Origin of the sequence: Dethiosulfovibrio salsuginis, from assembly GCF_900177735.1 — a bacterium.
Classification (GTDB): Bacteria; Synergistota; Synergistia; order Synergistales; family Dethiosulfovibrionaceae; genus Dethiosulfovibrio; species Dethiosulfovibrio salsuginis.
Window position 1 is genome coordinate 109173 of record NZ_FXBB01000001.1, and the last position, 23642, is coordinate 132814.

General features: G+C 46.7%; 26 protein-coding genes and 1 tRNA gene. All 27 read right to left on the reverse strand.

The genetic code is table 11. From position 1 onward, the window contains the following. Positions 1-78 precede the first annotated feature (78 nt). The 27 genes from B9Y55_RS00570 to B9Y55_RS00700 all read right to left on the reverse strand — a co-directional run bounded on the left by B9Y55_RS00570 (position 79) and on the right by B9Y55_RS00700 (position 23534). Positions 79-154: transfer RNA gene (locus B9Y55_RS00570), tRNA-Arg, on the reverse strand. Beyond that, the gene (ribF, locus tag B9Y55_RS00575) at positions 145-1113 is read right to left on the reverse strand and encodes a riboflavin biosynthesis protein RibF (RefSeq protein WP_085543405.1); all 969 of its coding nucleotides are present in this window, start codon (positions 1111-1113) and stop codon (positions 145-147) included. The genes B9Y55_RS00570 and ribF overlap by 10 nt, the downstream gene beginning before the upstream one ends. Continuing rightward, positions 1110-2063: a tRNA pseudouridine(55) synthase TruB gene (truB, locus tag B9Y55_RS00580; RefSeq protein WP_085543406.1), complete on the reverse strand. Its 954-nt coding sequence runs from the start codon at positions 2061-2063 to the stop codon at positions 1110-1112. The genes ribF and truB overlap by 4 nt, the downstream gene beginning before the upstream one ends. Beyond that, complete coding sequence (locus tag B9Y55_RS00585; RefSeq protein ID WP_085543407.1) at positions 2035-2988, reverse strand: DHH family phosphoesterase; 954 nt, start codon at positions 2986-2988, stop codon at positions 2035-2037. The genes truB and B9Y55_RS00585 overlap by 29 nt, the downstream gene beginning before the upstream one ends. After that, positions 2972-3352: a 30S ribosome-binding factor RbfA gene (gene rbfA / locus B9Y55_RS00590; RefSeq protein ID WP_085543408.1), complete on the reverse strand. Its 381-nt coding sequence runs from the start codon at positions 3350-3352 to the stop codon at positions 2972-2974. Before rbfA ends, B9Y55_RS00585 begins: the two co-directional genes overlap by 17 nt. Positions 3353-3433: 81 nt before the next feature. Next, positions 3434-5401 carry a translation initiation factor IF-2 gene (gene infB, locus B9Y55_RS00595; RefSeq protein WP_085543409.1) on the reverse strand — a complete coding sequence of 656 codons (1968 nt, stop codon included), beginning with the start codon at positions 5399-5401 and terminating at the stop codon, positions 3434-3436. Then, positions 5394-5708: a hypothetical protein gene (locus tag B9Y55_RS00600; protein WP_085543410.1), complete on the reverse strand. Its 315-nt coding sequence runs from the start codon at positions 5706-5708 to the stop codon at positions 5394-5396. The genes infB and B9Y55_RS00600 overlap by 8 nt, the downstream gene beginning before the upstream one ends. A gap of 10 nt (positions 5709-5718) precedes the next feature. After that, entirely contained in the window at positions 5719-5997 is a 279-nt protein-coding gene (gene rnpM / locus B9Y55_RS13685; protein WP_085543411.1) for an RNase P modulator RnpM, read from the reverse strand. Positions 5998-6009: 12 nt separating this feature from the next. Beyond that, positions 6010-7107, reverse strand: coding sequence for a transcription termination factor NusA (gene nusA / locus B9Y55_RS00610; RefSeq protein ID WP_085543412.1), 1098 nt, complete (start codon positions 7105-7107; stop codon positions 6010-6012). A gap of 1 nt (position 7108) precedes the next feature. Beyond that, positions 7109-7639, reverse strand: a complete 531-nt coding sequence (locus B9Y55_RS00615) for a ribosome maturation factor RimP (protein ID WP_085543413.1) — start codon at positions 7637-7639, stop codon at positions 7109-7111. A 130-nt stretch (positions 7640-7769) separates the two neighbouring features. Next, positions 7770-7964 carry a hypothetical protein gene (locus tag B9Y55_RS00620; RefSeq protein WP_085543414.1) on the reverse strand — a complete coding sequence of 65 codons (195 nt, stop codon included), beginning with the start codon at positions 7962-7964 and terminating at the stop codon, positions 7770-7772. An 18-nt stretch (positions 7965-7982) separates the two neighbouring features. After that, positions 7983-9452, reverse strand: a complete 1470-nt coding sequence (gene guaB, locus B9Y55_RS00625) for an IMP dehydrogenase (protein ID WP_200806593.1) — start codon at positions 9450-9452, stop codon at positions 7983-7985. 50 nt (positions 9453-9502) lie between these two features. Then, positions 9503-10627 (reverse strand): 2-C-methyl-D-erythritol 2,4-cyclodiphosphate synthase, encoded by a 1125-nt coding sequence (gene ispF / locus B9Y55_RS00630; RefSeq protein ID WP_234986062.1) that lies wholly within the window; start codon positions 10625-10627, stop codon positions 9503-9505. Between the two features lie 23 nt (positions 10628-10650). Further along, positions 10651-11808 (reverse strand): PIN/TRAM domain-containing protein, encoded by a 1158-nt coding sequence (locus B9Y55_RS00635; RefSeq protein WP_085543417.1) that lies wholly within the window; start codon positions 11806-11808, stop codon positions 10651-10653. A 27-nt stretch (positions 11809-11835) separates the two neighbouring features. Next, the gene (gene recR / locus B9Y55_RS00640; RefSeq protein WP_085543418.1) at positions 11836-12438 is read right to left on the reverse strand and encodes a recombination mediator RecR; all 603 of its coding nucleotides are present in this window, start codon (positions 12436-12438) and stop codon (positions 11836-11838) included. A gap of 1 nt (position 12439) precedes the next feature. Beyond that, the gene (locus B9Y55_RS00645; protein ID WP_085543419.1) at positions 12440-12754 is read right to left on the reverse strand and encodes a YbaB/EbfC family nucleoid-associated protein; all 315 of its coding nucleotides are present in this window, start codon (positions 12752-12754) and stop codon (positions 12440-12442) included. A gap of 16 nt (positions 12755-12770) precedes the next feature. Beyond that, positions 12771-13238 (reverse strand): 23S rRNA (pseudouridine(1915)-N(3))-methyltransferase RlmH, encoded by a 468-nt coding sequence (locus B9Y55_RS13690; RefSeq protein WP_085543420.1) that lies wholly within the window; start codon positions 13236-13238, stop codon positions 12771-12773. Further along, on the reverse strand, positions 13235-13858 hold the full coding sequence (locus B9Y55_RS00655; RefSeq protein ID WP_085543421.1) for a V-type ATP synthase subunit D: 624 nt from the start codon (positions 13856-13858) through the stop codon (positions 13235-13237). The genes B9Y55_RS13690 and B9Y55_RS00655 overlap by 4 nt, the downstream gene beginning before the upstream one ends. Beyond that, on the reverse strand, positions 13859-15229 hold the full coding sequence (locus B9Y55_RS00660) for a V-type ATP synthase subunit B (RefSeq protein ID WP_085543422.1): 1371 nt from the start codon (positions 15227-15229) through the stop codon (positions 13859-13861). Next, positions 15216-16982, reverse strand: coding sequence for a V-type ATP synthase subunit A (locus B9Y55_RS00665; protein WP_085543423.1), 1767 nt, complete (start codon positions 16980-16982; stop codon positions 15216-15218). The genes B9Y55_RS00660 and B9Y55_RS00665 overlap by 14 nt, the downstream gene beginning before the upstream one ends. Before the next feature lie 280 nt (positions 16983-17262). After that, the gene (locus tag B9Y55_RS00675; protein WP_234986064.1) at positions 17263-18201 is read right to left on the reverse strand and encodes a V0D/AC39 family V-type ATPase subunit; all 939 of its coding nucleotides are present in this window, start codon (positions 18199-18201) and stop codon (positions 17263-17265) included. 55 nt (positions 18202-18256) lie between these two features. Further along, complete coding sequence (locus tag B9Y55_RS13150) at positions 18257-18877, reverse strand: V-type ATP synthase subunit E (RefSeq protein WP_159448173.1); 621 nt, start codon at positions 18875-18877, stop codon at positions 18257-18259. A gap of 7 nt (positions 18878-18884) precedes the next feature. Continuing rightward, positions 18885-19103, reverse strand: coding sequence for an ATPase (locus tag B9Y55_RS00680; protein WP_085543426.1), 219 nt, complete (start codon positions 19101-19103; stop codon positions 18885-18887). Continuing rightward, the gene (locus B9Y55_RS00685; protein WP_085543427.1) at positions 19103-20998 is read right to left on the reverse strand and encodes a V-type ATP synthase subunit I; all 1896 of its coding nucleotides are present in this window, start codon (positions 20996-20998) and stop codon (positions 19103-19105) included. The genes B9Y55_RS00680 and B9Y55_RS00685 overlap by 1 nt, the downstream gene beginning before the upstream one ends. Next, on the reverse strand, positions 20995-21243 hold the full coding sequence (locus B9Y55_RS00690) for a hypothetical protein (RefSeq protein ID WP_143340758.1): 249 nt from the start codon (positions 21241-21243) through the stop codon (positions 20995-20997). The genes B9Y55_RS00685 and B9Y55_RS00690 overlap by 4 nt, the downstream gene beginning before the upstream one ends. 109 nt (positions 21244-21352) lie before the next feature. Then, complete coding sequence (locus tag B9Y55_RS00695) at positions 21353-21829, reverse strand: CBS domain-containing protein (RefSeq protein ID WP_234986066.1); 477 nt, start codon at positions 21827-21829, stop codon at positions 21353-21355. Further along, positions 21798-23534 (reverse strand): WecB/TagA/CpsF family glycosyltransferase, encoded by a 1737-nt coding sequence (locus B9Y55_RS00700; RefSeq protein WP_085543430.1) that lies wholly within the window; start codon positions 23532-23534, stop codon positions 21798-21800. Before B9Y55_RS00700 ends, B9Y55_RS00695 begins: the two co-directional genes overlap by 32 nt. Positions 23535-23642: the final 108 nt, after the last annotated feature.

Here is a 23642-nt window from a genome sequence, read left to right on the forward strand (position 1 = left end):
ATTTATGTACATAGAAAAACCCCGCAGACTGCCGTTATTACGGCAAACTACGGGGTGGCTGTTTAAAGTTATCTAAAATGGCGGACCTGGGGGGATTCGAACCCTCGACCTACGGCTTAGGAGGCCGTCGCTCTATCCTCTGAGCTACAGGCCCGCATCTCGGACGCAGGGAATCATACCACGATCTGTAAGCAAATTCAAGACCGAAGGACCTTTAAAAAGGGCCATAGAGCCATTTTTTTGGGCGAAGATCTCTTTAGAACGACACACGTCGGTTTTTATCTGTGAGATCAAGGCCTTTGAATCGGGGAAACGGTACATTTGTCTGAGTCGACCTAAAAAGACGACTATCAGATCTCTCCCGTACAGATCACCGGAATAATCTATGAGGTGAACCTCTATTTTATTATCGTCTATATCTCCAAAGGTAGGGTTACGTCCTACTGAGATAGCCACAGGTAGCCATTTATCGTTTACCATAACAGATCCAGCATAAACGCCGGGAGCAGGTATAGCTTTGAAGGATGGAACAGAGATATTAGCGGTCGGAAAACCTAGCTCTCTACCTCGGCATTTTCCGGAGGTAACCACTCCTTCCATGAAAAAAGGATACCCCAAAAGTTTCTCCACCTTTTCAACCTTACCTCTGCTGACGAGGTCCCTTATAGATGTACTGCTTACGATATCACCATCTATCTCAAAAGGAGGTATCACCTGACAGGGGATACCTCTTTCAAGACAAAGATCTTTTATCGTCGACGTATCGCCCTTTCGTTCCTTTCCAAACCTGAAGTCGTACCCTACGACTATCCCAGCAAGAGGTAGTTCGGAGTCTATATACGAAAAAAAGTCAAAAGGCTCCATCGAGGAAAGCTCGGAGGTAAAGGGGAGAGAAAGGACAGAGGGAACATCTAGGATAGCTTCCAGAACCCTTTTTTCATCGGAGGAGAATAGAAGGGAGATCCTCTCGTTGAACAGCACCATTTTAGGATGGGGCGTAAAGGAAACGACGGTCCATCCTGTTCCGTAGAGGTCAGACATAGCTTTAGCTGCGTAAAAAAGCTGTTGATGTCCTCGGTGATAGCCATCGAAAGCGCCTAAAACTATTATCAATGAACTTCACCTCCATCTAGAAAGATGTTTGTCTCTGGGATCAGCATCCCCTTATCTCCGGATATCTCCAGTCTGCAAAAGGAAAATAGGCCGTCTCCGATCGCAATAACGTTTTTACCGCCTCCTATAAAGCCTCTGGATATTACAGCGAGATCAGATATTGGCACCCCTACGCCGTTCTTTACGCCGTCTATCATAGAATTAGGGATACGATAGGAGGGATAAAACTGACACAGAGAATAAACAGAGCTTATACGGTCTAAAAGCTCGTAGGAACTCAGTTTTGAAAGCTCATCGAGAGAAATGCCTCCTGAACGGTTAAAGGGACCTATTGATTCTCTGGTGAGATCTTTAAGGCACCCTCCCCATTCTAACATCTCTCCGATATCCCTGGCTATACTTCTGATATAGGTTCCTTTATGACAGGATACTTTTATATCTATTTCCCCTAAGTCTAGGTCTACCTTTCCTATAGACAGAGAGCTTACGAATATTGGCCTAGAGGGCAGGGTGACCAAACCAGTATTTCTGGACACGAAATGGGCCCTTTTGCCGCCGACCTTTATCGCGGAAATCGATGGAGGCCGTTGCATTCGAATTCCCAAGAAAGACGGAACAACGCTATATACCGTTTCCGTCGAGAGCTGTTGAACCTTCTTCTCCGATAAAATATCTCCTGATTCATCGTCGGTAGAGGTAACTTTACCTAGGACGACCGTCCCTTCGTATTCTTTAGGGAGATCCATAACGTAGGAACATAGCCTGGTTGCTTTTCCTACTAAAATGACCAGCAGACCTTTAGCCGTTGAGTCTAGGGTACCAGCATGACCTACCTTATACCCTCTTCCTAAAGCCCTTTTTACTGCGGACACACAGTCGGTGCTCCTGGCTCCAGCTGGCTTGTCGAGCAATAAAAAACCATTACAGCAAGGGGATGCTTTTGACGACATCGGAAATCACCTCATCGATATTACCTTTTACTCGACAGCCAGAGGCACAGATATGCCCTCCACCTCCCCAAAGGTGGGCTATTTGCTGAACGGACACCTGACCTTTCGATCTCAGACTGACTTTTATCTCCCCTTTGTCTTCGACGAAGAGGAGGGCTACTTCCGTATCCCTTATTCTCATAAAACTGTTTATAAGCGATTCGGTATCGTCTTGATCGGTTCCGGTATCAACAAAATCTTTTTCCAGAAGGTAGGAGTAACAAATGCCTCTGTCCCATTTCAGCCTTTCAAAAGATCTGCCCCAGAGACGAAGCCTCTCTGGAGTATCTCTGTTGTAAAGCTTCTCCAAGATGATGTGGGGCTCGACACCGCAATCGATAAGGCTTGCTATAGCCTTAACGGTATGACTGGTTACGTTAGAGAAAGACAGATTTCCTGTGTCCGTAACTATAGCGACGTAAATAGACTCAGCTATTTCTTTCGTCAAAGTTATTTCCATTAAATGGAAAAGATCATAGATCATTTCCCCGACGGAGGACACGCTACCGTCCACCCAGTTTGCAGATCCAAAGCAGGGATTATCTCCATGGTGATCGATAACAGCTAGCTCCCCTAAATCCATTCCCTTTATTCCTCTTTCAACCGAGCTTACATCGACCGAAATCAGTAGGGGGTCATCGAAAAAATCCTCTTTTACAATAGAGCTTTTCTCGCTATATAGACTAGAAAAGGGTAAGAAAGAGTATCTCTCAGGGAAAGGGTCTCTACCCCACCACAGGACATCTTTACCTAGAGAGATTCCCATCTGAACCAAAGCACTAGCAGAGCCTAAAGTATCTCCATCAGGTTTAACATGACTTATGACGATCCACTTTTTTTTTGACAATAAAAGCTTTTTTAAAGACTCACTAGAGTTCCTCTTCATCCCTGTTCTCAGCCTCGTCTCTGTGCAAACCTATCGCTTTATCGAGTAGAACGTCGATAGACCTTCCGTAATCTCCACTAGCGTCGTAGACAAAGGATAATTTAGGGACCGTCCTCATCCTTAAAGTTTGGGCGATAGAGGTTCTCAGGAAGGTTTTTACCTTTCTAAGGGCCTCCGATACCTCTCTGCGATCCTCGGGTATAAGGGTGGTAAAATAAACCTTGGCAATTTTCAAATCCCTGCTACAGTCCACTCCGGTTATTACCGCTTTTTTAGCGTGTTCAACCTTCACGGTGAACTCAAGAAGCTTTGAAATTTCCCTCTGAAGCTCCTTATTGATCCTCTCCATCCTAAAACCAGCCATAACAAACACCTCTTTTCGTTTTAAGATGACGAGGTCACCAGAGGTACGAATCCCCCGGTGACCTCGTTTTAGCTAAAAGCCTTAAAGATGCCTTTTCTCTTCGACCAAGTCGTAGGCCTCAACAACGTCGCCCTCTTTTATGTCTTGGAATTTAGCGAAGCTCATACCGCATTCGTAACCGGCACTGACTTCAGAAGCGTCATCTTTAAATCTCCTGAGAGCGGAAAGTTCCCCCTCCCAGTAGACTACCCGGTCTCTTATGAGACGGACCTTAGAGCCTCTTTTGATACTGCCTTCCGTAACCATACATCCTGCGACCTTACCGGCTTTAGGGACTTTAAAGATCTCCCGTATCTCCGCCTGTCCTAAGATGTTTTCCCTTACATCTGGGGCTAACATACCCTCCATAGCGGCTTTTATGTCGTCTATAACATCGTATATCACCCTGTAGAGCCTTATCTGGACGTGCTCTTTCTCAGCCATCTTTTTCGCGTTATTGTCAGGTCTTACGTTGAACCCTATAACGATAGCGTCCGATGCGGAAGCTAACATGATGTCCGACTCAGAGAGGCCTCCAACCCCGGTATGAACGACGTTTATACCGACTTCATCGGTAACCATTTTGTTCAAAGAACCGACTAGAGCTTCAACGCTTCCCTGAACATCACACTTTATCAAAAGGTTGACCGTAGGCGTCGCCCCATCCTGCATCTTCGAGTAGAGCTCTTCAAGGGTCATTCTGGGAGACATCTGATTTGCAACTTCCCTGCGCTTCTGGTCTTTGGCGGAAATGGAGTCTCTAGCTTCTTTTTCCGCATCGACTTTGATAAACCGTTCTCCAGGCTGAGGAACATCGCTAAGGCCTAGAATCTCTACAGCTGTGCTTGGTCCTGCTGATTTTAACTGTTTGCCCGAAGCGTTAATCATGGCCCTAATTTTGCCCCATGACGATTCCATTAGGATAATATCGCCTTTTTTAAGGGTTCCTTGCTGAACCAGTACGGTGGCTACAGCACCTTTCCCTTTATCGAGCTCAGCCTCTATGACGACACCTTCAGGGGATACGGTGGGATCCGCCTTGAGTTCCTCCATCTCGGCGACCAGAAGGATCATCTCTAAAAGCTGATCTATGTTTTCCCCAGATTTAGCGGATACATGGACCATAATAGTGTCTCCGCCCCAATCCTCTGGGATGAGACCGTGATCGCTCAGCTGCTGCTTTACCCTGTCCGGGTTTGCCGCTGGTTTATCCATTTTATTAACCGCTACGATAATAGGGACCCCAGCCGCTTTGGCGTGACTGATGGCCTCCATAGTCTGAGGCATCACTCCGTCGTCAGCGGCTACGACCAAAATGGCTATGTCGGTGCACTGTGCGCCTCTTGCTCTCATAGAGGTGAAAGCCGCGTGCCCAGGGGTATCGAGAAAGACGATGTCCTTTCCCTCGTGATGAACCCTGGAGGCCCCTATATGTTGGGTTATTCCCCCAGCTTCTCTTGCGGTAATATTGGTGTTCCTTATGGTGTCGAGAAGGGTTGTTTTGCCGTGGTCGACATGGCCCATAACCGTAACGATAGGGGCTCTTGGCTTTAAGTTCTCCCCTCTGAGGATCGGTTTTTTAAACGTTTTTAACGGAGCATCTTCGACAACTTCAGGACTATCGTCGGACCATTCGAGGTCCAGCTCATAGACCTCCGATAAAACGGATAAGACAGAGTCGTCCACCTGCGCCGAGGCAGGGATCATCATCCCCTTGTTTATCAAAGCCTTTACCGCATCCGATGCAGGCACATCGATGATCTCCGCTAGTTCTTTTACAGACGAGCCTTTAGAAACCTTTATCGACGGTCTGTCGGAGGAAGAATCCTCTTCTGTACTGTTTTTCTTGTCTTTAGCTTTAACAGAATCCTCCACCATTTGGGCTGTATCCACATCCAGAGAACTCATATGGCTCTTTGCCTCTACGCCCAGATCCTCCAAGACCTCCATTAAATCCTTATTGCTCATTTCAAGCATTTTTGCCAGCTCATAGACCCTAATTTTACTCAACGGCCTCTCCCCCTTCTGAAAGTTGACGAACAACCGCTTCGGCCAGCCCTTCTTTCAAGGGAAGGGCCACAATCTGACAGCGGTTAAGGCCAATCGATCTCCCCAATAGGTATCGGTCAATATCGACCATCTGAATAACCCTATCTCTCGAAGACACAACTCGACCGACAGTCGACGCGACAGCGTCGGACCTATCTGAAGCCATAAGAACAACAAAATCTAGCTTATTACCTTTTAAACAGGCAAAGACCCTATCCTGTCCTGCGATCAAAACACCGGATTTTCTAGCCAGTCCCAAAGAAAACAAAGCTGACGAATTAGTGGACGTCATTTTTCCCCCTTATCCAGTCTGCGAGAACAGAATAGATACTCTCTGGGACGGAGATCTTTAAAGCCCTATCAAAAGCCCTAGATTTACGGGCTCCATCTAAGCACACAGAGGAAGGACAGAGATAGGCGCCTCGCCCGTTTAGACGACCGGTCTCATCGAGAGTTACTGTTCCATCAGGAAGCCTTACGATCCTTAAAAAAGCGGAAGGATCTTTCTTTTCCCTACAAAAAACGCACATCCTCGAGTTTTTTGTCCTTTTAGGCATCAGTACCTGCCCTCAGACGAGGTCGTCAAAAAGATCTTGAGAGGTGGGAACTACATCCAAGTCTATCGCCAACGGGTTTATGTCCACCTTCCAACCGGTCAATCTAGCCGCTAGTCTCACGTTCTGACCGGCTTTGCCTATAGCCAGAGAAAGCTGATCGGGACGAGCGAATACTCTGGCGGATTTTTCCTGCTCTAAGACCGGCTCAACACGAACGACCTTAGCGGGAGATAAGGCATTTCTGATATACAGCAATGGGTCTTCGCTCCATATCACGATGTCTATCTTCTCACCCGCAAGATCGTTGCTTATGTTTTTTATACGTGACCCTCCGTTGCCAACACAAGCACCTACAGGATCGACGTTTACGTCCAATGTATTAACCGCTACTTTAGCTCTAGCTCCAGCTTCTCTGACTATGCCATGAATCTCGACGACACCGTCGTTTATCTCAGGGATCTCCAGTTCCATCAGTCGCCTTAACAGTCCTGGATGGGTCCTGGACACCACTATCCTTGGACCTCTTGTGGTTTGGCGTACATCCAGGAGGTAGAACTTAAACCTACTGCCAAGGTCGTAGGTTTCCCCGGCTATACGCTCTTCTCTAGGCAACATAGCCTCAGTTCTCTCGTTTATCCTTACCAATATTTGATCGTTTTCCGACTTGAAGACGATTCCTGTAACGAGATCGCCGACCTTCTCCGCAAACTCGTTGAAGATAATCTCTCTCTCGGCGTCCTTAAGTCTCTGTATTATAACCTGTCTAGCGGTTTGGGCAGCTATACGTCCAAAACTTTCAGGAGCAGTTTCAATCGACGTCCTTATTACGTCCCCCTCGACCAACCCAAGATAGCCTAAGGCAGTTGCCTCCTCAGGAGATAACTCTGAATCAGGGTTTTTTACCTCATCTACGATTCTGCGAATCTCGAAGATAGAGATCTCCCCAGTCGATCCGTCGATACGTACCTCTGGATCGATATTTTTCTCCTTGAACTTTTTATAGGCAGAGGCAAGGGCCGCTTCTATGCTGGACAGAATAACCGATTCGGATAATTTCCTTTCTTCGGCCATTTGAGTTAGGGCACGAACAAAATCCAGTCCGAGCTGCATTTTACCGCTCCTCCTTTAAATCATTTTTTTTGCTCTTTTTTTGCCTTTGAGATCCACCTTTTTTCGGTTGCTTATCGGGCTTATACACGAGCTTTGCCGATAACAACAGCGAAATAGGGACCTCTAGAGGACCCTCATCAGAAAGGACAATTACCGTATCGCCCTCTACCGAATCTATTTTTCCGGTAACTCTCCTACGTCCCTCCAGAAGCTCTCGAAAGCGAAGAGAAGCGGTCTGGCCTTCAAATCGTCTAAAATCGTCGACAGTACACAGAGGACGTTCCAGACCTGGTGAGCTTACCTCCAGATAGTAACGTTCCTCTAGGAGGTCCTGTCCCCTTTCCTCCAGGGTTTTGTTGATTTTTCTTGCGACGATTTCACAATCCCTGACGGATATCCCGCCTAAAGAGTCAATGTAGACCCTGAAGAACGGAGAACCGGATTCTTTTTTTATCTCAAACCCCACAAATTCGTATCCAAGAGCTTCTACTATGGAACGAATTTCTTCGTGTGAGAAATGCTGTCCCTCCATGAATATACCTCGACTCCTTTAGCTTATGATTACATAAAAAACGAAGAGTGGGGAGCCCCACTCTTCTTTCTCCAGGATGATCGGCCCATTTTCCGACCAAGTATAACACGCATCGATAGACCCTACAACATCACTCCATCAGCTCCGACAGGAAATCTCCCCACCATAGGTCTACGGTGGAGATAAAATCCTCTTCCGGAGGAAGGCGAAGCTCTTGGTCGGACGTAACATCCTCTTCGAGGCTGTCCAAATCATCCAGCCCCATCCAGTAAGAGCATGTCACGTCGTTTAACCTCCTAAAGCACCTCGCTTTTTTGAGCGACATCGTAGGGCCTCCTATCGATCAGTCTACCCAGTAATTAGGGGCTTCCTTGGTGACAACCACATCATGAGGGTGGCTTTCTTTTACCGATGCGGAGGAAATCTTCACGAATCTAGCGTTACTATGGAGTTCCTCTATATCACCAGCCCCAACATAGCCCATACCGGAGCGTATGCCACCTATCATCTGGAAAATCATGTTGCTAGCCGATCCTTTGTAGGCAGCAAGACCTTCAATTCCCTCAGGGACAAGCTTGTTCTCCTTTGCCCCTTCCTGGAAATATCTATCCTTGCTACATCCGCCTTTCATAGCACCGAGAGAACCCATTCCCCGGTAGCTCTTGTAGGAACGACCTTGATAGATAATGACCTCCCCAGGACTCTCCTCTGTTCCAGCCAGGAGCGATCCTATCATCACACAATCCGCGCCCGCTGCCAAGGCTTTAACAGCATCACCGGAATACCTTATTCCCCCGTCTGCGATAACCTTTACTCCTTTAGGTCCTGCGACGGAGGCGACGTTGATAACTGCTGCTAGCTGTGGGACTCCTATCCCAGCGATTATCCTTGTGGTGCATATAGATCCAGGACCAACTCCTACCTTAACGGCATCTACGCCTCTCTCTATCAGAGCGAGGGCAGCGTCGGCGGTAGCTATATTGCCTGCGATCAAGGATAAATCTGGATGCCTTTTTCTTATTATATCCACAGTGTCAAGGACTTTTTTAGAGTGACCATGGGCGGTATCCACCACGATGACGTCGACTGAAGCCTTAACTAGAGCGTCTACCCTATCGAGGACGTCGGTAGACACACCTACAGCAGCGCCGACTCTCAGTCTTCCGTTTCCGTCTTTGGCTGCATCGGGAAAGTCCTTTACTTTTTGAATGTCTTTTATCGTGATAAGTCCCTTTAAGACACCGTTATCATCAACTATAGGTAGCTTCTCTACTTTATGTTTCATCAGTATCTGTTGAGCGTCCTCAAGGGTAGTCCCCTCAGGAGCTATTATAAGGTCTTTAGAGGTCATAACCCCCGATATCGGCTGGCTATAATCGTTGATGAACCTCAGATCTCTGTTGGTTATTATACCCACAAGCCTGTTGCTACCGTCGACTATAGGAACTCCAGATATATGGTAATGGGACATGAGCTCCTGGGCCTGAATCAAATTATCCTCAGGGTGCAGGAAGAAAGGATCGACGATAACTCCCGACTCGGATCTCTTAACCTTATCGACCTCTTTGACCTGCCCTTCTATCGAGGTGTTTCTGTGGACTATGCCAATTCCACCTTCCCGAGCTACTGCGATGGCCAACCTGCCTTCGGTGACCGTGTCCATAGCGGCACTACAGATTGGAATGTTCAACTTTATCTCAGGGGTAAGCCAGGTATCTACCTTGACATCTCCAGGAAGAATCTCGCTGTACCGGGGCTCGAGGAGAACGTCGTCAAAGGTAAATCCTTCGTAAGAAACAAATTTTTCGATCATATCAATAAGGGCCTCCTAACTTTTTTCTGTCCAGACATAAATTGTAAGCATTATAGACGATTTCTCCTGTAACGCAACCTGGATATTTTTTTTGCCGTAACAGATGCGTGACAGGTCATACAGAGACCTTCCCCTACAGCACCGACACCTTCACCAGATTTAATTTTTAAATTTATTTTATAGACATTTTTACCCCAGGCTTCGTTCAGTTTATCTTTTATCTCTTGAACCCTATTGCCTATTCTGGGAAGCTGGGCATTTAGGACAACATCGACCCACTGCACATCCCAGCCTTTATCGAGAGCCATAGCTATAACTTTAAGCAAAAGAGCGTAGCTGTCAGCATTCTTATAAGAGTCGTCGCTGGCGGGAAAAAGTAAACCTATATCGGGCAAACCAGCCGCTCCCAGGATACCGTCGGCGATAGAATGACAGATTAAGTCGGCGTCCGAATGGCCTGCGAGGCCGAGAGGAGAGTCAAACTCAATCCCTCCTAAAATTAGAGGTCTTCCAGGAACTAGTGGATGAACGTCAAACCCCAGCCCTATCCTTAGATCAGGACCAGAAACGATATCTTGAGCTATATTCCAGTCTTCTTCAGTTGTTATCTTAAAATTGCTTTTCTCTCCAGGAACAGTCACTATATTTCCCCCAGACTCAAGCCAAGCCTCTGCCTCATCCCTAAAACCATCTGCATTTTGCTTTAAAATATTTAACAAGGATAATCTATGAAAAACCTGAGGGGTCTGAGTCGCCAAAAGGGAATCTCGATTTACTGCGTCTAGAGAACCGTCGGAGTTTATCTTTTTTACAGCGTCGTCGATAGGCAATACAGGTATGGCCCCTTCGTCAGTAGAGACCGAATCCATCAGCGACCGACATAGATCCGATGATGCAAAAGGTCTTGCTCCATCGTGGATCAAGACCCAATCGGAACTACACGCCTCTAACCCTTTTATTACAGATAGCGCCCTAGTAGATCCACCTGAAGTTATAAAAAAATCTGAATTGTCGCCAGTCAAGATGTCTTCGCTGTCCTCGGGAAGGACGAGAACTATCTGGTCGATCGTAAGGGATCTAGCGAGATCCAACGACCACTCCCATACCTTTTTATGACCTAAAGAACGAAACTGTTTAGGGGTTCCTCCAAGTCTAGTCCCCTTCCCTGCTGCCATTATGAGAAATCCCCATGAACCACTCATTCGTCGACTTCCTTTCGGACCTTTCCAAAAACCATTCGACCGGCAGAGGTCTGAAGCATAGAGGTCACCACGACCTCGACCCTGTGACCTATATAGTCCGCTCCGTCCTCTACGACAAGCATAGTCCCGTTTTCCAGATACCCCACCCCTTGGTGGTATTCCTTGCCCTCCCTTATTACGTCTACAACAGCCACCTCTCCAGGCAGAAGCGAGGGCTTTAGGGAATTAGATAGGTCGTTGACGTTGAGAACGACGATATCCCTGATCTGGGCTACTTTGTTTAAGTTATAATCTGTAGTTAGTATTTTGCCGTCAATTTTTTTAGCCAAAGCGATAAGGCCGTTATCGACCAGATCGACATCAAGCTCCTTTAAACCGATTTCCATTATGGAAATGTCGAGGTGAGGTATTTTCTGGAGGGATTTTACTACGTCCAAGCCTCTTCTACCTCGAGTTCTCTTATTAGGATCCCTCGAATCGGCTACCGCTTGAAGCTCCGCCAGGACAAACCGAGGGAGGATTATAGGGCCCTCGAGGAAACCGGTTCTCGCTATGTCCAAGATCCTTCCGTCTATAATCACGCTTGTGTCTAAAATTTTACCGGACACAAACTCCATAGGAGATTCCTCCATACCATCGTCCGACCCACTGGAGGATCTGTCCTTTTTAAGGTTAAGTCTCTGTCTAAGCCCTATCACCAAGGAGAGAGCACCTCTTATATCGTGCTGACGCTGAACGAAAAGCCTAGCCAGAACGTATCCGATCACTAAGTTAAGGAAGACGGCTATATAGGGGCCAACGGGAAGGCCAGAGAAAGGCATTGCAACCAAATTAGCCAGAATAAGGCCGATAAAAAGTCCGGTCGTAGCAGCTGAAATATCCTGCCAACGGGTGCTTTGAAGGTGCTTTTCAAACAAAGTTCCGATAAGGCCGAGAATTCTCAAGAAGACAGGAGCGATAAGAAATCCCATAGAACCACATAAAAACACAAATACGCCACTTAAAATAAATTTGCTCAGGAGTCGCTCCGTTCCTATCCATTCGGAAAGATGTGGAACCATAGATAGAGCCAGCTGATATCCCGCTATTCCCCCAAGAAGGGCCAGCAAGACACGACATATAAATCTCATTATCTTGATAAGTCCATCGGTCATTTGATCACCCCTTTCCATTCGAAAGAGTTATTTTATATAAACTCGAGATTCCATCGCCGCATGGAGGGTTACTCTGTCGGCAAATTCGATGCTACCGCCGACAGGCAATCCGTAAGAGAGCCTGCTTTTTTTTACATCAGGAAACTCCCCTAAAGAGGACAAAACCGAATGATAAGTCATATCCCCTTCAATCCGTGGGTTTGTGGCTATAATAACCTCCTCTACTTTATTTTTTTTGATGGTAGATATCAACTTAGAGAGACTCTCCTCCGGTATATCAGTCCCGTCAAGCGGGGAAACCGTCCCACCAAGGACATGATATATGCCGTCAAAAATGCCAGCCTGCTCTATGCTGAGCAGGTCCTCTACCACCTCGACTATACAGAGAACCTTTTTATCCCTCATAGGGTCGGAGCATATATTACAAGGCTGTGAATCCGTTAGGTTTCCGCATATCTCGCAACTAAATAGATCTTTTTTTAAGCTCAACAAAGCTCCAGCCAAATCCGACGAGTAGCTTTCAGGGGCCTGAAAAGAGAAGAACGCCATCCTGCGGGCGCTCTTCTCTCCAACTCCTGGAAGTTTCTTTAAAAGGGCAACAAGTCGCTCAAAAGGAACGGGAAGAGACACTTTAAAGACCTAACCCTAAAGCCCCACCTAGTCCACCGGTAACCTGTCCCATCTTACTCTGGGCTAACTCTTGCCCCTTTCGAATAGCGTCTCCTACTGCAGCAAGGACCAAGTCCTCTAACATCTCGACGTCTTTAGGATCAACTACCTCTGGAGATATACGGACGGATATCAATTCCCCTTGACCGTTAGCCACGGCCTTAACCATACCACCACCGGCGTTTCCCTCGACCCTTTCGTCCGCCAAGGATGCCTGAATTTGTTCCATCTGGGCCTGCATCTTCTGAGCCTGCTTCATTATGTTATTTAACTTCATGTTATTTCCTCCAAGTCTATTTATGATGATAGGGAGAATTCTGTTTTATCATCGCTGCCCTATAGATTTGCTCGCACAAAAATAACAGACACATCTCGTGGGTCATAGTCATGCTGGAGAGCGATAGCTTTTCATTTGATCTAAGGTGAACCTCTTCCCCAACCCCGAAGGGACCGCCTATAACGAAAACAATCTTGCCAGGTGTTTCTTTCAGCTGTAAAAATAAGCGATCGGAAAAACTTTCGCTGGACAAACTGACACCCTTTTCGTCGAGAAGGATAACATGGTCTCTCGGGGATATAGCCTTCAAAAGGGATTTACTCTCAAGCTCAATAGCCTTGATGGCCCCTTTGCCTCTCGAGAAATCGGGCAAAAAATCGACGCCAGCGGATAAGCCCATCCCTAACCGCTGAAGATAAGACTCAGATTGCTTTTTAACAAACACATCTTTGGGCTTCCCTACGGCTAAGACCTGTATTTTCATGCTCTTCGCTTCTTCTTTGTTAGTTTTTTTATCGAAAATCGCTCTTGCCTTTCTCGTTCCGATATGGTTTCCATTATACGCCTTCTCTCCTGAATCAAGGAAGGCAACAGCGAATATTCTAACGTATTTATTTTTAAGTTGGTTTTTTTAAGCTCCCGCTCGAAAGCCTGTATTTTGCCTTTTAGGGTCACATATTCCCATAAAACCGATTCGCATTTAGAGATAAAGAACAGCAGTTCTTCCATGTAGATGGACACCAAAGCGGGGTCCATAGCCATCGACAGCTTTGTCCTCTCATCCAAAGATTTAGGAGAAAAGTCCGTATAGCTAAATCCTAAAATTGACTCTTTTACGGCGAAAAGAGTCAACGGGGAACGCTGTAACCCTAAGAGCTGTATCGCCTCCGCCCCATCGTAGGCCCTTACTAGACCGTAAAGGGTGGAGATTTGAGAGCACAGAAGATTAAATTCTTTCTTGATGGATTTAAATTTTTTCTTCTCTCCCTCCATCGATCTCATAAGAGCATCCCTTTTCTTCTCAAGAAGCCCCTTTCCAAAGGTAACATTCCCTATCTGAGAGGAAACCTCTAGAAGACGATCTCTTGTGGCGGAGAAGGACATTTACCTTGCCCGCCTAGAGACCAAATCGGAAGGAAGTTTAAAGAGCTCCTGATCTGGAAGGACTTTCAACGCGTCCCATGACCGATCAAAAGTCGACTCTATAGAGATATCCGAATCTCCTTGATCGATAAAGATGTCGTCAAAAAGCCTGCCGAACTCTATGTATTTATGCTCGAGATCGGTTAGCCCCTCATCTCCAACGATGAGCCTTAATTTCACAAGTTCTCTGGCTTTAGAGTACGATGCGTAAAGCTGATCGGCCATCGCTCGATGATAGCTAAAGGTCTTTCCTCTACCGATACCTTTATTCATGAGTCGACTCAGGCTGGGCAATACATCTACGGGAGGAAAAATCCCTTTGTCCGTCAAGTCTCTTCCCAGCACGATCTGCCCCTCGGTTATATATCCAGAGAGGTCTACCACCGGATGGGTCATGTCGTCATCAGGCATGGTGATTATCGGAATCTGGGTTATGCTTCCCGAATTACCCTCTATACACCCAGCTCTTTCGTATAGCTCCGCAAGGTCTGAATACATGTATCCAGGATATCCTCTTCTCCCTGGAACCTCCTCTCGAGCGGCACTGACCTCCCTGAGAGAGTTACAGTAGTGAAGCATATCGGTCATAACCACCAAGACATCGTAACCCTTTTGAAACGCAAAATATTCAGCGACCGTGAGGGCCATTCGAGGCGTCAAAAGCCTTTCCGCTGCCGAATCGCTGGCGAGGTTTACGAAGAAAACCCCCTTTTCCAGGGCACCGGTCTCTTCAAAGGAGTCCATAAAAAACTGGGCCTCCCTTTTGGTTATCCCCATAGCGGCAAACACCACGAGAAACTGTCTGTCCTTATCTAACGATCTGGCTTGTTTTACTATCTGAGCGGTGAGACGGTTTGCAGGAAGACCAGGTCCGGCGAAAACAGGTAGTTTTTGGCCTTTAACTAAAGTATTCATCATATCAATAGAGGATATACCGGTCTGTATAAAGGACTGGGGGCTGCTCCTTCTAGCGGGGTTGATAGGTAAACCAGAGACAGGTAGCCTGTCTTCGTAAAACAGGAGCTCCTTGCCGCTCCGATCCTGCCCTCTGCCGTTCAGTACCTTTCCTATCAGCCCACTACCGACAGGTACTTTAAATACGCTACGATCCATCCATACGGTAGTTCCTCCAGTACCTAACCCCATAGATCCATCGAATAGCTGGATAACGCAGAGATCTCCGTCTATCTGTAAAATCTGGCCTTGACGCTTTCGCTTGCTGTCCTCTATCGTTACCAATTCCCCATAACCGGCGTTCTGAACCCCTTCGACAAACAGAAGAGGCCCAGCCATTCCAGATATTTTAGAATAGCCCTCCCTATACAGTTTCATCGGAAATCACCACCGTAGAGCTCTTTATGTCTTCCTTTAGGCTATCAAGCCATAAAACAAAGCTCTGTCTAAGATCATTTGGAGTTAAACCTCTAAGGGATAACAGGTCTCTGATAATAGGTCTGTCGTAGACAAAATCACAGCTAAGCCCAGAGGATATCGCATCTAAAACGACCCTATCGAGATCCCTAAGGCAAGACATAAGAGCCTCTTGATTTTTTATAGAACAAGAGGCATCTGCAGGGTCGAAAGCGTTTTGCTGAAGGTAGACAGCTTTGATTATATCCACAAAAGCGAGAGTCCATTTGTCTCTCTCGGATAGGCCATCTCTGCCTACCAACTGGACCAAACTCTTAAGGGCCTTTTCGGATGAAAGTTTTTCCTTTAGAAAAGATCTGAGGGTGTGCCAATCGGGAGAGACTTCGCAAAAAAACGCCTCAAGCTCTTTATCATAAAGGCTGTAGCTTTGATTCCAGTTGATAGAGGGGAAGTGTCTTTGATGAGCTAGAGATTTGTCCAAAGCCCAAAAGGTACCGGAAAGCCTCAAGCTAGCTTGAGTAACAGGCTCAGAAAAATCACCTCCCGCCGGAGAAACAGCGTTTATAACCGTTATAGCCCCCTCTCGGTTAGGTTTTCCCAGAACCGAGGCCCTGCCAGCTCTCTCGTAATATTCAGCGAGCCTAGTGCCAAGATAAGCCGGATATCCCTCCTCCCCGGGCATCTCCTCCAGCCTTCCTCCTATCTCTCTGAGAGCCTCCGCCCATCTAGAGGTAGAGTCCGCCATTACCGCCACCGATAACCCCATATCTCGGTAATATTCAGCCACCGTCATACCAAGATAGACGCTGGCCTCTCGCGCAGCAACAGGCATATTAGAGGTATTTGCGATAAGGACCATTCTCTCCATAAGAGGAGCGTCTCTGTAAGGATCCTTCAAGGATGGAAACTCCTCCAGGACCTCGGTCATCTCGTTTCCTCTTTCGCCACAACCTATATAGACTATAACGTCTGCGTTGCACCACTTAGCTACCGATTGTTGGGTAACGGTCTTACCGGTTCCGAATCCTCCAGGCAAAACCGCCGCCCCTCCTTGAGCGACGGGAAAGAGGGTATCCAGAACTCTCTGTCCGGTTATCAAAGGACTGGACAAAGGGAGTCTTTCCAGTATAGGACGAGCCCTTCGGACATCCCATCTTTGAACCATAAAAAGGTTTATCTCATCGTATATAGCGACAGGATAATCCAGATCGTAGTCCCCTTCAGGAGCTATATAGGCCAGAATTCCACCGTTTTGGTCAGGTGGCACAGTTATTAAATTCTCAATCGCCTGACATTCTCTAACCACTCCGATAACATCCCCCGGAGAAACCCTATCGCCGGATGATACCATAGGTATAAAATGCCACTTTTTGCTATGATCTATAGAGGGAATTAATTTACCTCTTTCCAAAAAATCTCCATCAGCGCCTAAGGTCCTTAAAGGTCGTCCTATTCCGTCGAGGACGGAACCAAGGAGTCCAGGACCAAGCTCTACAGACAAGAGCTTTCCCGAAAACAATATAGTGTCCCCGACGGAAAGACCATCAGGGGTCTCGTAAATCTGTATGTCCACAAGCTTGCCTTTGACCCTGACTATCTCCCCTAGAAGCATCTGAGGACCTACGTAAACAACTTCATACATCAACACGGAAAAATCTACTATAGTCTTTACAACGGGACCGGCTATACCCCATATACTGGACTTATTGTTCATAGCTTTCCTCCTCGATCGAAAGGGTTGGAAGAGAAACCCATAGGGGACTCTCCATCTCCTCCAGCTTCTCCTTTAGCGGTAAAGGCAACTGCCGAAACCACTGATCTTCGACCATAACACAGCCGATATTTTTCCTTGAAAGAATTTCAGGGAGAATTCGAGGTAGTTCTAGTGGATCCTCACAGGGCATAGGTATTATCCCTAAGATACCCCAAAGGTCTATAAAAAATCGCCTTCCCAGGACAATCGCGGTTACTTCCTTATTGATAGCCGACATATCTTAAAGTCTCCATAGTAAATTCCTAATTCTATCGGGGGCAAGATTAGCTGATAGTCCAACAGCTAAGATCTCCATGTTACGCCACTCGAGAATTTGACGGGCCATATAGGCTATAGCCACCCCTATTCCTAAAATATCGAGTCGGAAAAGAGCTATCTGCCATTTCAAAAAGTCGAGTTGTAGCTTTCTACCAAGCTCGGGAAAAGACCGGCTAGATAGCTTTAACGAATCATTCCAGATAGTGTCGGACAAAAGGTCGGCAATAGAGCTAGATCTTTCAAAGATATCCGGGGTTATGGTTCCCCCATCGAGATAATCCCAGTGTTGACCTATATCTTTATTCCTGCTGAGAGATTTTCTAAACCATATTTGAATATTCCACAGATCTACAGATCTGCCGACGAACTCTCTAACCTTATCCTCTCCAGGAGAAAGGCCATTCAGCGGTTTTAAAGACCATGAAATAATCTCGGACATATAACATCTCTCTGCGATCATGAAATCAGAGCTTTCGATAAAGGCCTCAAGGGAATGGGCTAAAGGAATCGCCGTAGGCTCGCTGCTCGTATAGCACCTTTCCACCGCTTCCATCGGCGAAACGCATTCCCTCCATAGGGAATCGAAGAAAAAACTACCTAAAGGGCCATAATCGTGCCATTGAGGCTGACCGGAACGATTGTCCCTTTCGGTAAACCTGCGGAGCAATATCCTGGCGTTAAACATATCTCCTCTGACAGACAGAACCGGAATAAGCTCTTTCGCTTCTCCTGTCGAGAACTCGAAAACCGATCTAAGCCTCTCCGAAGCCCCAGACGTAGTCGCCCTCTCTATTCGTTCCAAAATAGATGATTTAGCGGTGACAAGCTCTCTCCTGTAATGGGAGGCATAAGGCCCCTTCAACATAACCTGTTCTAAGCCATAAAGATCCTCATCAGACATAGAGTCGAAAAAAGAGGGAGCGTAGAACGCTCCCCACCTTCCCCTAAGACGAGCATTAAGATATCCGTAATCTCTCTGAGATGAACTCGTGTTTTTCCAGTACCTCATCAAACATGATCGCCAACTCTCGAACGATTTCGGGGAAAAGCCTCTCGAGCCTTCCTCTATAGGTATTCTCAAAAATAGCTCCCCCTTCCTCATCTATCGCAATACAACCGCCCCATCGATCGAGAGTTCCTCCCTGTACCTTATATCCCTTTGAGGACAAGGATTCAACTTGGCTCGGAGGAACTACGACCGTCGAGGAAGCCCCGGCTTTTTGGACGACCTCGGAGAGCAACCTTTCTAACGAATCTTTATAGCTATCCGAGGCAAGCAACGAATCCAGCTTAGACTCTATCATTGACCTAACTCGATCGCAAAGCTCAAGCTGAAGCCCCTCTATTGCCTCAAGGATCTTTCCTCTGTGTTTTGACACCAGAAAAGCCTCTTCCTTTGCCAAAATCCTGGAATGCTGCTCCAAAATATTTCCGATCTCCAACTCCACTTCGTTCCTGCGGAGGGCTATCATGTCGGCTATTTGATCCTCAACCTGAACCTTTAGTTTCCTAAGCTCTTCTTCTCCTTCAGTTCTCAGAGATAGGATAAAAGCCTCCAGATCAGAACTTTTTTCCATTATGCCCTCAAGCAAGTTGCAGAATTATCATTATAGCCACAACGAAACCTAATATAACCATAGTTTCAGGTATCGCCTCAAGTATTATCATTGTACCCGATGTTTCTGGCTTCTCCGCTATAGTTCCAGCAGCAGCGCTTCCTATCTTAGCCTGAGCAAGAGCGGTAGCGATAGAAGGGACACCTACCGCTAGAGCTGCGGCAAAGGCTATAAGAGCTTTTTCCATCAATAATTCCTCCTTTTTTTGGAGAAAGGTTTATACTGATTGCCTCCTCCGGCGTAAAACTTCCCCATAAACTCAACGTAATGAAGCCTGGCAGAATGGAGCCCCGATTCCGCTGTGGCCAGTACGAAATTCAAAAGATGTATAGCTAGAGCTATAAAAATTCCCAGGAACGATACCCCGAGAACGTCCACAAATTTAGAGGCCACCATAGCCAGTATAGCGGAGGAGAGCCCGATAGCTCCTATCCTGACGTAGCTTAGGATACTCCCGAAGGAACTCATCGCCTCCACCGCTCCTCCAATACCTCCACCGACAACCAGGAGAGCTAAACCAACGATTAGCACCCCTATAGAAAAAGAAAAAAAAGCTTGGGGAATAACTCCCTTGATGGAGCAGAGCAAAACAACCATGGAAAGGATGATAATTCCGTTGCCGGCCTTCTCCATCCAGATATGACGATTATTGTTCTTAATCCCATCGATGACCCCTAGACCTAATCCTATGAGTATATGTCCTAAGCCTAATGCTATTGTGAAAGACAGAACAGGAATTACCGCATGAGATCTCTCGACCCACAACGGATGAAGGCCAAACACCCTGTAGGCAAAGTCACCGAAAAACTCGCCGTAGGCGACTCCCCATAATATGCTCCAGACAGACACAGAAAACAGTACGAAGGATAGGTCAGAAACTACCTTCTTTTTAGCCCTACTCCTTATGAACCATGACAATAACGCCAAAATTATACCGTATCCTCCATCTCCAACGATGCAACCGGCGAAAAAAGGGAAAAAAATACCTATCATAACGGTAGGATCGGTGCCTCTATAGTGAGGAGTCGGAACTAGCTTTAAAAATATCTCAAAGGGCTTAAAAATACTGGAATTATCGAGAGCGGTCGGCACTTTAAACCATTCATCGGAAGCGGGATATCTCCATCTTATAAGGACCTCATCGCCGAAAGTCCCCTTGATCCTCTTACAGAACTCATCTCTATCGTTCTCAGGAAGCCATCCCTCTAGCAAAAACGTTGACCCCATATTATAGGAGCCTTGTTCCGCTACTAGCTGCTCAAGCCTTTCGTCTATCAGTATAAAAAGACAACCTAACTTAGCCCCCCACTCGGATCTAACCCTATTTAGGGTGTCTTCGAATTCCTTTTGCCGAGCAGGGAGTTCTGAAATCGCTTTATCCATATTCTCCATGGACTTAAGGAGGCTATCGTTCTTACTAGAAACCGGAGGAGTCCACAAAAGCCCCTCCTTTGACATACATTCCGACATGATATCCCCTAGCTCTACAGGAACAGCCAAGGACAATAGCCCCTCTTTTTCTCCTACAGGAGAAAAGTGATGCCTTATATCGGGAACCCGTCCTATCCCTGTCCACATTCCGTTAAGAGCGACCTGCAATCGACCGATAACCTCTCCGACGGTATCGGATTTTACCCACCAAAGGGAGACACTACGATTTTCCCTCGAATGTTCCTCGATAAAGGATCTAAATTTAAAGGTTAAATCCTTGCTTTTCTTTAGTTTGTCCTTTAGCCTATCCAAGTCGTCTCTTTTGCTAAATAAATCTGAGAGTTGCGCCTTGAAGTGATCGAGGCTTCCGTCTATCTCCGATATTACCTCAGGGAAGGGCAGTTTTAGCTTGTCGTCGACGACTTTAAGGTCATCATCTTTTATCCGATCCCATCCGTTCCATTCGAGAAGCTCAATCATCCCCATCAGCTTAGCTCTAAGCAGTCTCAAGCTATCGGCGTCTTTTGCGCTTATCCTCGCAGAGTCGCTGTACTCCAGGTGTATGATACCTTCTTCGTGAAGAAAGGAGACTATCTCTCTCTGTTTTGACATAAGTCCCCACAGGGCAACTCTGACCATCTTCTTTATCAACGTCGCCCCTCCTCATCGACATGAAGCCCCGACAGGACGAGAAAAAACCTATCCACAACCCCATCTAAGGATAGCTCATCAAGTGAGTTTTTTAGTTTGTCTATCTCCGCTAAAGCCTCGACGTAGAGCTTTTCCTGGGCTATGGCCACCTGTTCCAGCTTATCGGGCAATTCCGCCTCTATTTTTTTAACGGTATTACAGGCCATTTCATCCAGTTTCTCTCTGGCCATATCTACCTCATTCATAATTTCCGATCTTCTAAGCTCAAACTCCAATGAAAGCTTTTGTTTCTCCTCCTCTAGCCGGATAGACTCCGTCCATTCTCTGTCGATATCGTTGGATTTAATACCTGGTTTATGCACCTTTAGAGCCACCTTCCATTAAAAACTCACAGAAGGCACCTCTTTCGATTACTCCAACCAGTTTTGACGAATCAACGACCGGAAGTCTCTTTATCTGTTTTCTTAACATTAGATCCGCCACGGTCATTATATTAGTTTGAGGAGACACAAATACAGGTTCTTTGTGCATAATGTCCCTAACCTGGGAATCCTTCATCGCACCAAATCGCTGAAATAAAATATTTTCCTCATTGCCTAAAAAAGAGCTCTGAGCCAGGATCTCTAGATAAGTTGGGATAGTAGGCCTCAGGATATCCGATTCGGAGAGATATCCTACCAATCTCCAATCTTCATCTATCACCGGCAACCCTGAAAGACTGTGGCTGTAGAGGACGTGAATAGCGTCCAAAAGCCTGTCATCCTCCATCATCGCCGTAAGGTCCCTGCTCATAATATCCTCAGCTACGAAGTTTTTCATCTTTTTTATCACCGTCCCCGAGACCTATTTTCTCCAAAAGAACCATAAGCACAAAAAGCCCTAAATCCAGATCCTGCCGAAGCCTTTTAGGCTCCTGGATAAGCCTATAAAGCCACTCCATACCGATTTTTTGCCATCCCGCTGGAGCTCTCTTGAGTCGCCCTGACACCACGTCTAGGCTTCCTCCAACCCCTACACCGACAACTCCATCCATATCAGGAAGATACTTGTCCAGCCAGACATCCTGTTTAGGCATGCCTAAAGCGACGAAAAGGACCTTCGCACCGGAGTCTTTGATCTCCTGAACTACATCAAGATCCTCTTCCTCGGAGAAATAACCATCCCTTGATCCTGCGACGACAAGGCCAGGATAAAGTTCAGTTAGCTTTCTTCCCGCTTCATCGGCTACTCCAGGCTTGCTCCCTAATAGGTAAACCGGCCATCCCTCAGCTGCCGACAACCTGCTTAATCCGTGCATAAAATCTATTCCTGCAACTCGTTCAACTACAGGAACCCCCAACAGTCTCATAGCCCAGACCAACCCAGCTCCATCGGGAAGAGTCAGCCAGGAACGTTTCACCACATCCCTGTATATTGGGTCTTTTCGAGTACGATAGAGGGATAGGGCGTTAGCGGTAACCACCATAGCGGAGGGCTCTAGGTTTATAATTCTGGATCTAGTCTTTGACAGTGCATAATTCATAGAGATACCGTCCATAGGTATTCCCCACATGTCCGACGAATCCCTGTAAGACCTAGCCCCTCTAGCGCAGGTGATTCCCACAAAAGAGGAAACTCCAAGGATAAACAGCAGAATTGGCTTATTACTATCGTCGATGCCCATCTGGACAAAGGACACAATCGCTCCTATGGAGAGACAGAGAAATGTGACGAACTTCACCGCTTTAGGGTGATCTATCCCTTTATCTATCATCCGATGATAGATGGAAATCCGCCCCCACCCCTTTACCGGAAGAGCCTGGGCTATGAAGCTCAGAGAGGCTTCCGCTATCGGCAGAGCGTAGAGCCCCATAGGTATAACCATAATAGCGGTAAAGGTCACGCCTTTCGAGACACCTACTAGAGATGCCCCTGCTACGATTATCCCCCAAAAAGCAGCTAGAGGCCGTCCTAACTGTCTATAGTTGTGCCCTAGACGACTCCAGAAAACGGCGGTAAATGAAAGTCCGGCAAGGGACATTAAAAAACCTCCCGCAAGAGACTGGCCGGACAGCGAAGAAACCAAAAGTGCTAGAGAGAACCCTACTCCAAGCAGATGGCCCGCCAATCCAGGAATATAATCCAGTTTCTGAAAAAGCAGAGGAAACAAGGTCACCCAAACAGCGGTCAACAGAAAAGAGCTGTAGTGCGAAAGATAGAGGTATTCACCGTTGGATAATCCTATAAAATAGATCCTAGGTCCCATAGCGGCAAAACATAAGCCAACTGCCCCAAGAAGCCAGGATAAATTTTTACCTGGAGATGTATGTTGAGCCATTCCAATGACCGCACCTAATGTGGCCATCGCAACCACTACTTTTATAGGTTCACTGCCCGACCAAAGGGCGAATAGAATCCACCCTGCGACCAAGGACAGGTCTCTCATGTAGAAATACCTCTCCCTCGACAAGGACCTTCTATATATTTTTTGAAGAAAAAAAGACGCTACGACCAAGCCCATGAGGGCAAATATAGCGTACGCAATAACATTATTCATGGCGAGTCCCTCCCTAAAATTCACAAGTAGGCACTAAAAAAAGACCTCCTCACCATGCCATTGTACCAGCGGATCTATCCTTTTTCCACAACGCCGCCGATCTAAAGG

Bases quoted from the DNA above. Each gene is read 5' to 3' on its own strand.
- truB (WP_085543406.1), bottom strand. From the start codon at position 2,063: ATGTCGTCAAAAGCATCCCCTTGCTGTAATGGTTTTTTATTGCTCGAC.
- B9Y55_RS00585 (WP_085543407.1), bottom strand. From the start codon at position 2,988: ATGAAGAGGAACTCTAGTGAGTCTTTAAAAAAGCTTTTATTGTCAAAA.
- rbfA (WP_085543408.1), bottom strand. From the start codon at position 3,352: ATGGCTGGTTTTAGGATGGAGAGGATCAATAAGGAGCTTCAGAGGGAA.
- rnpM (WP_085543411.1), bottom strand. From the start codon at position 5,997: ATGCCTAAAAGGACAAAAAACTCGAGGATGTGCGTTTTTTGTAGGGAA.
- nusA (WP_085543412.1), bottom strand. From the start codon at position 7,107: ATGCAGCTCGGACTGGATTTTGTTCGTGCCCTAACTCAAATGGCCGAA.
- B9Y55_RS00615 (WP_085543413.1), bottom strand. From the start codon at position 7,639: ATGGAGGGACAGCATTTCTCACACGAAGAAATTCGTTCCATAGTAGAA.
- B9Y55_RS00620 (WP_085543414.1), bottom strand. From the start codon at position 7,964: ATGTCGCTCAAAAAAGCGAGGTGCTTTAGGAGGTTAAACGACGTGACA.
- guaB (WP_200806593.1), bottom strand. From the start codon at position 9,452: ATGATCGAAAAATTTGTTTCTTACGAAGGATTTACCTTTGACGACGTT.
- ispF (WP_234986062.1), bottom strand. From the start codon at position 10,627: ATGGCAGCAGGGAAGGGGACTAGACTTGGAGGAACCCCTAAACAGTTT.
- B9Y55_RS00635 (WP_085543417.1), bottom strand. From the start codon at position 11,808: ATGACCGATGGACTTATCAAGATAATGAGATTTATATGTCGTGTCTTG.
- B9Y55_RS00645 (WP_085543419.1), bottom strand. From the start codon at position 12,754: ATGAAGTTAAATAACATAATGAAGCAGGCTCAGAAGATGCAGGCCCAG.
- B9Y55_RS13690 (WP_085543420.1), bottom strand. From the start codon at position 13,238: ATGAAAATACAGGTCTTAGCCGTAGGGAAGCCCAAAGATGTGTTTGTT.
- B9Y55_RS00655 (WP_085543421.1), bottom strand. From the start codon at position 13,858: ATGTCCTTCTCCGCCACAAGAGATCGTCTTCTAGAGGTTTCCTCTCAG.
- B9Y55_RS00660 (WP_085543422.1), bottom strand. From the start codon at position 15,229: ATGAAACTGTATAGGGAGGGCTATTCTAAAATATCTGGAATGGCTGGG.
- B9Y55_RS00665 (WP_085543423.1), bottom strand. From the start codon at position 16,982: ATGAACAATAAGTCCAGTATATGGGGTATAGCCGGTCCCGTTGTAAAG.
- B9Y55_RS00675 (WP_234986064.1), bottom strand. From the start codon at position 18,201: ATGTCTGATGAGGATCTTTATGGCTTAGAACAGGTTATGTTGAAGGGG.
- B9Y55_RS13150 (WP_159448173.1), bottom strand. From the start codon at position 18,877: ATGGAAAAAAGTTCTGATCTGGAGGCTTTTATCCTATCTCTGAGAACT.
- B9Y55_RS00680 (WP_085543426.1), bottom strand. From the start codon at position 19,103: ATGGAAAAAGCTCTTATAGCCTTTGCCGCAGCTCTAGCGGTAGGTGTC.
- B9Y55_RS00690 (WP_143340758.1), bottom strand. From the start codon at position 21,243: ATGAATGAGGTAGATATGGCCAGAGAGAAACTGGATGAAATGGCCTGT.
- B9Y55_RS00700 (WP_085543430.1), bottom strand. From the start codon at position 23,534: ATGAATAATGTTATTGCGTACGCTATATTTGCCCTCATGGGCTTGGTC.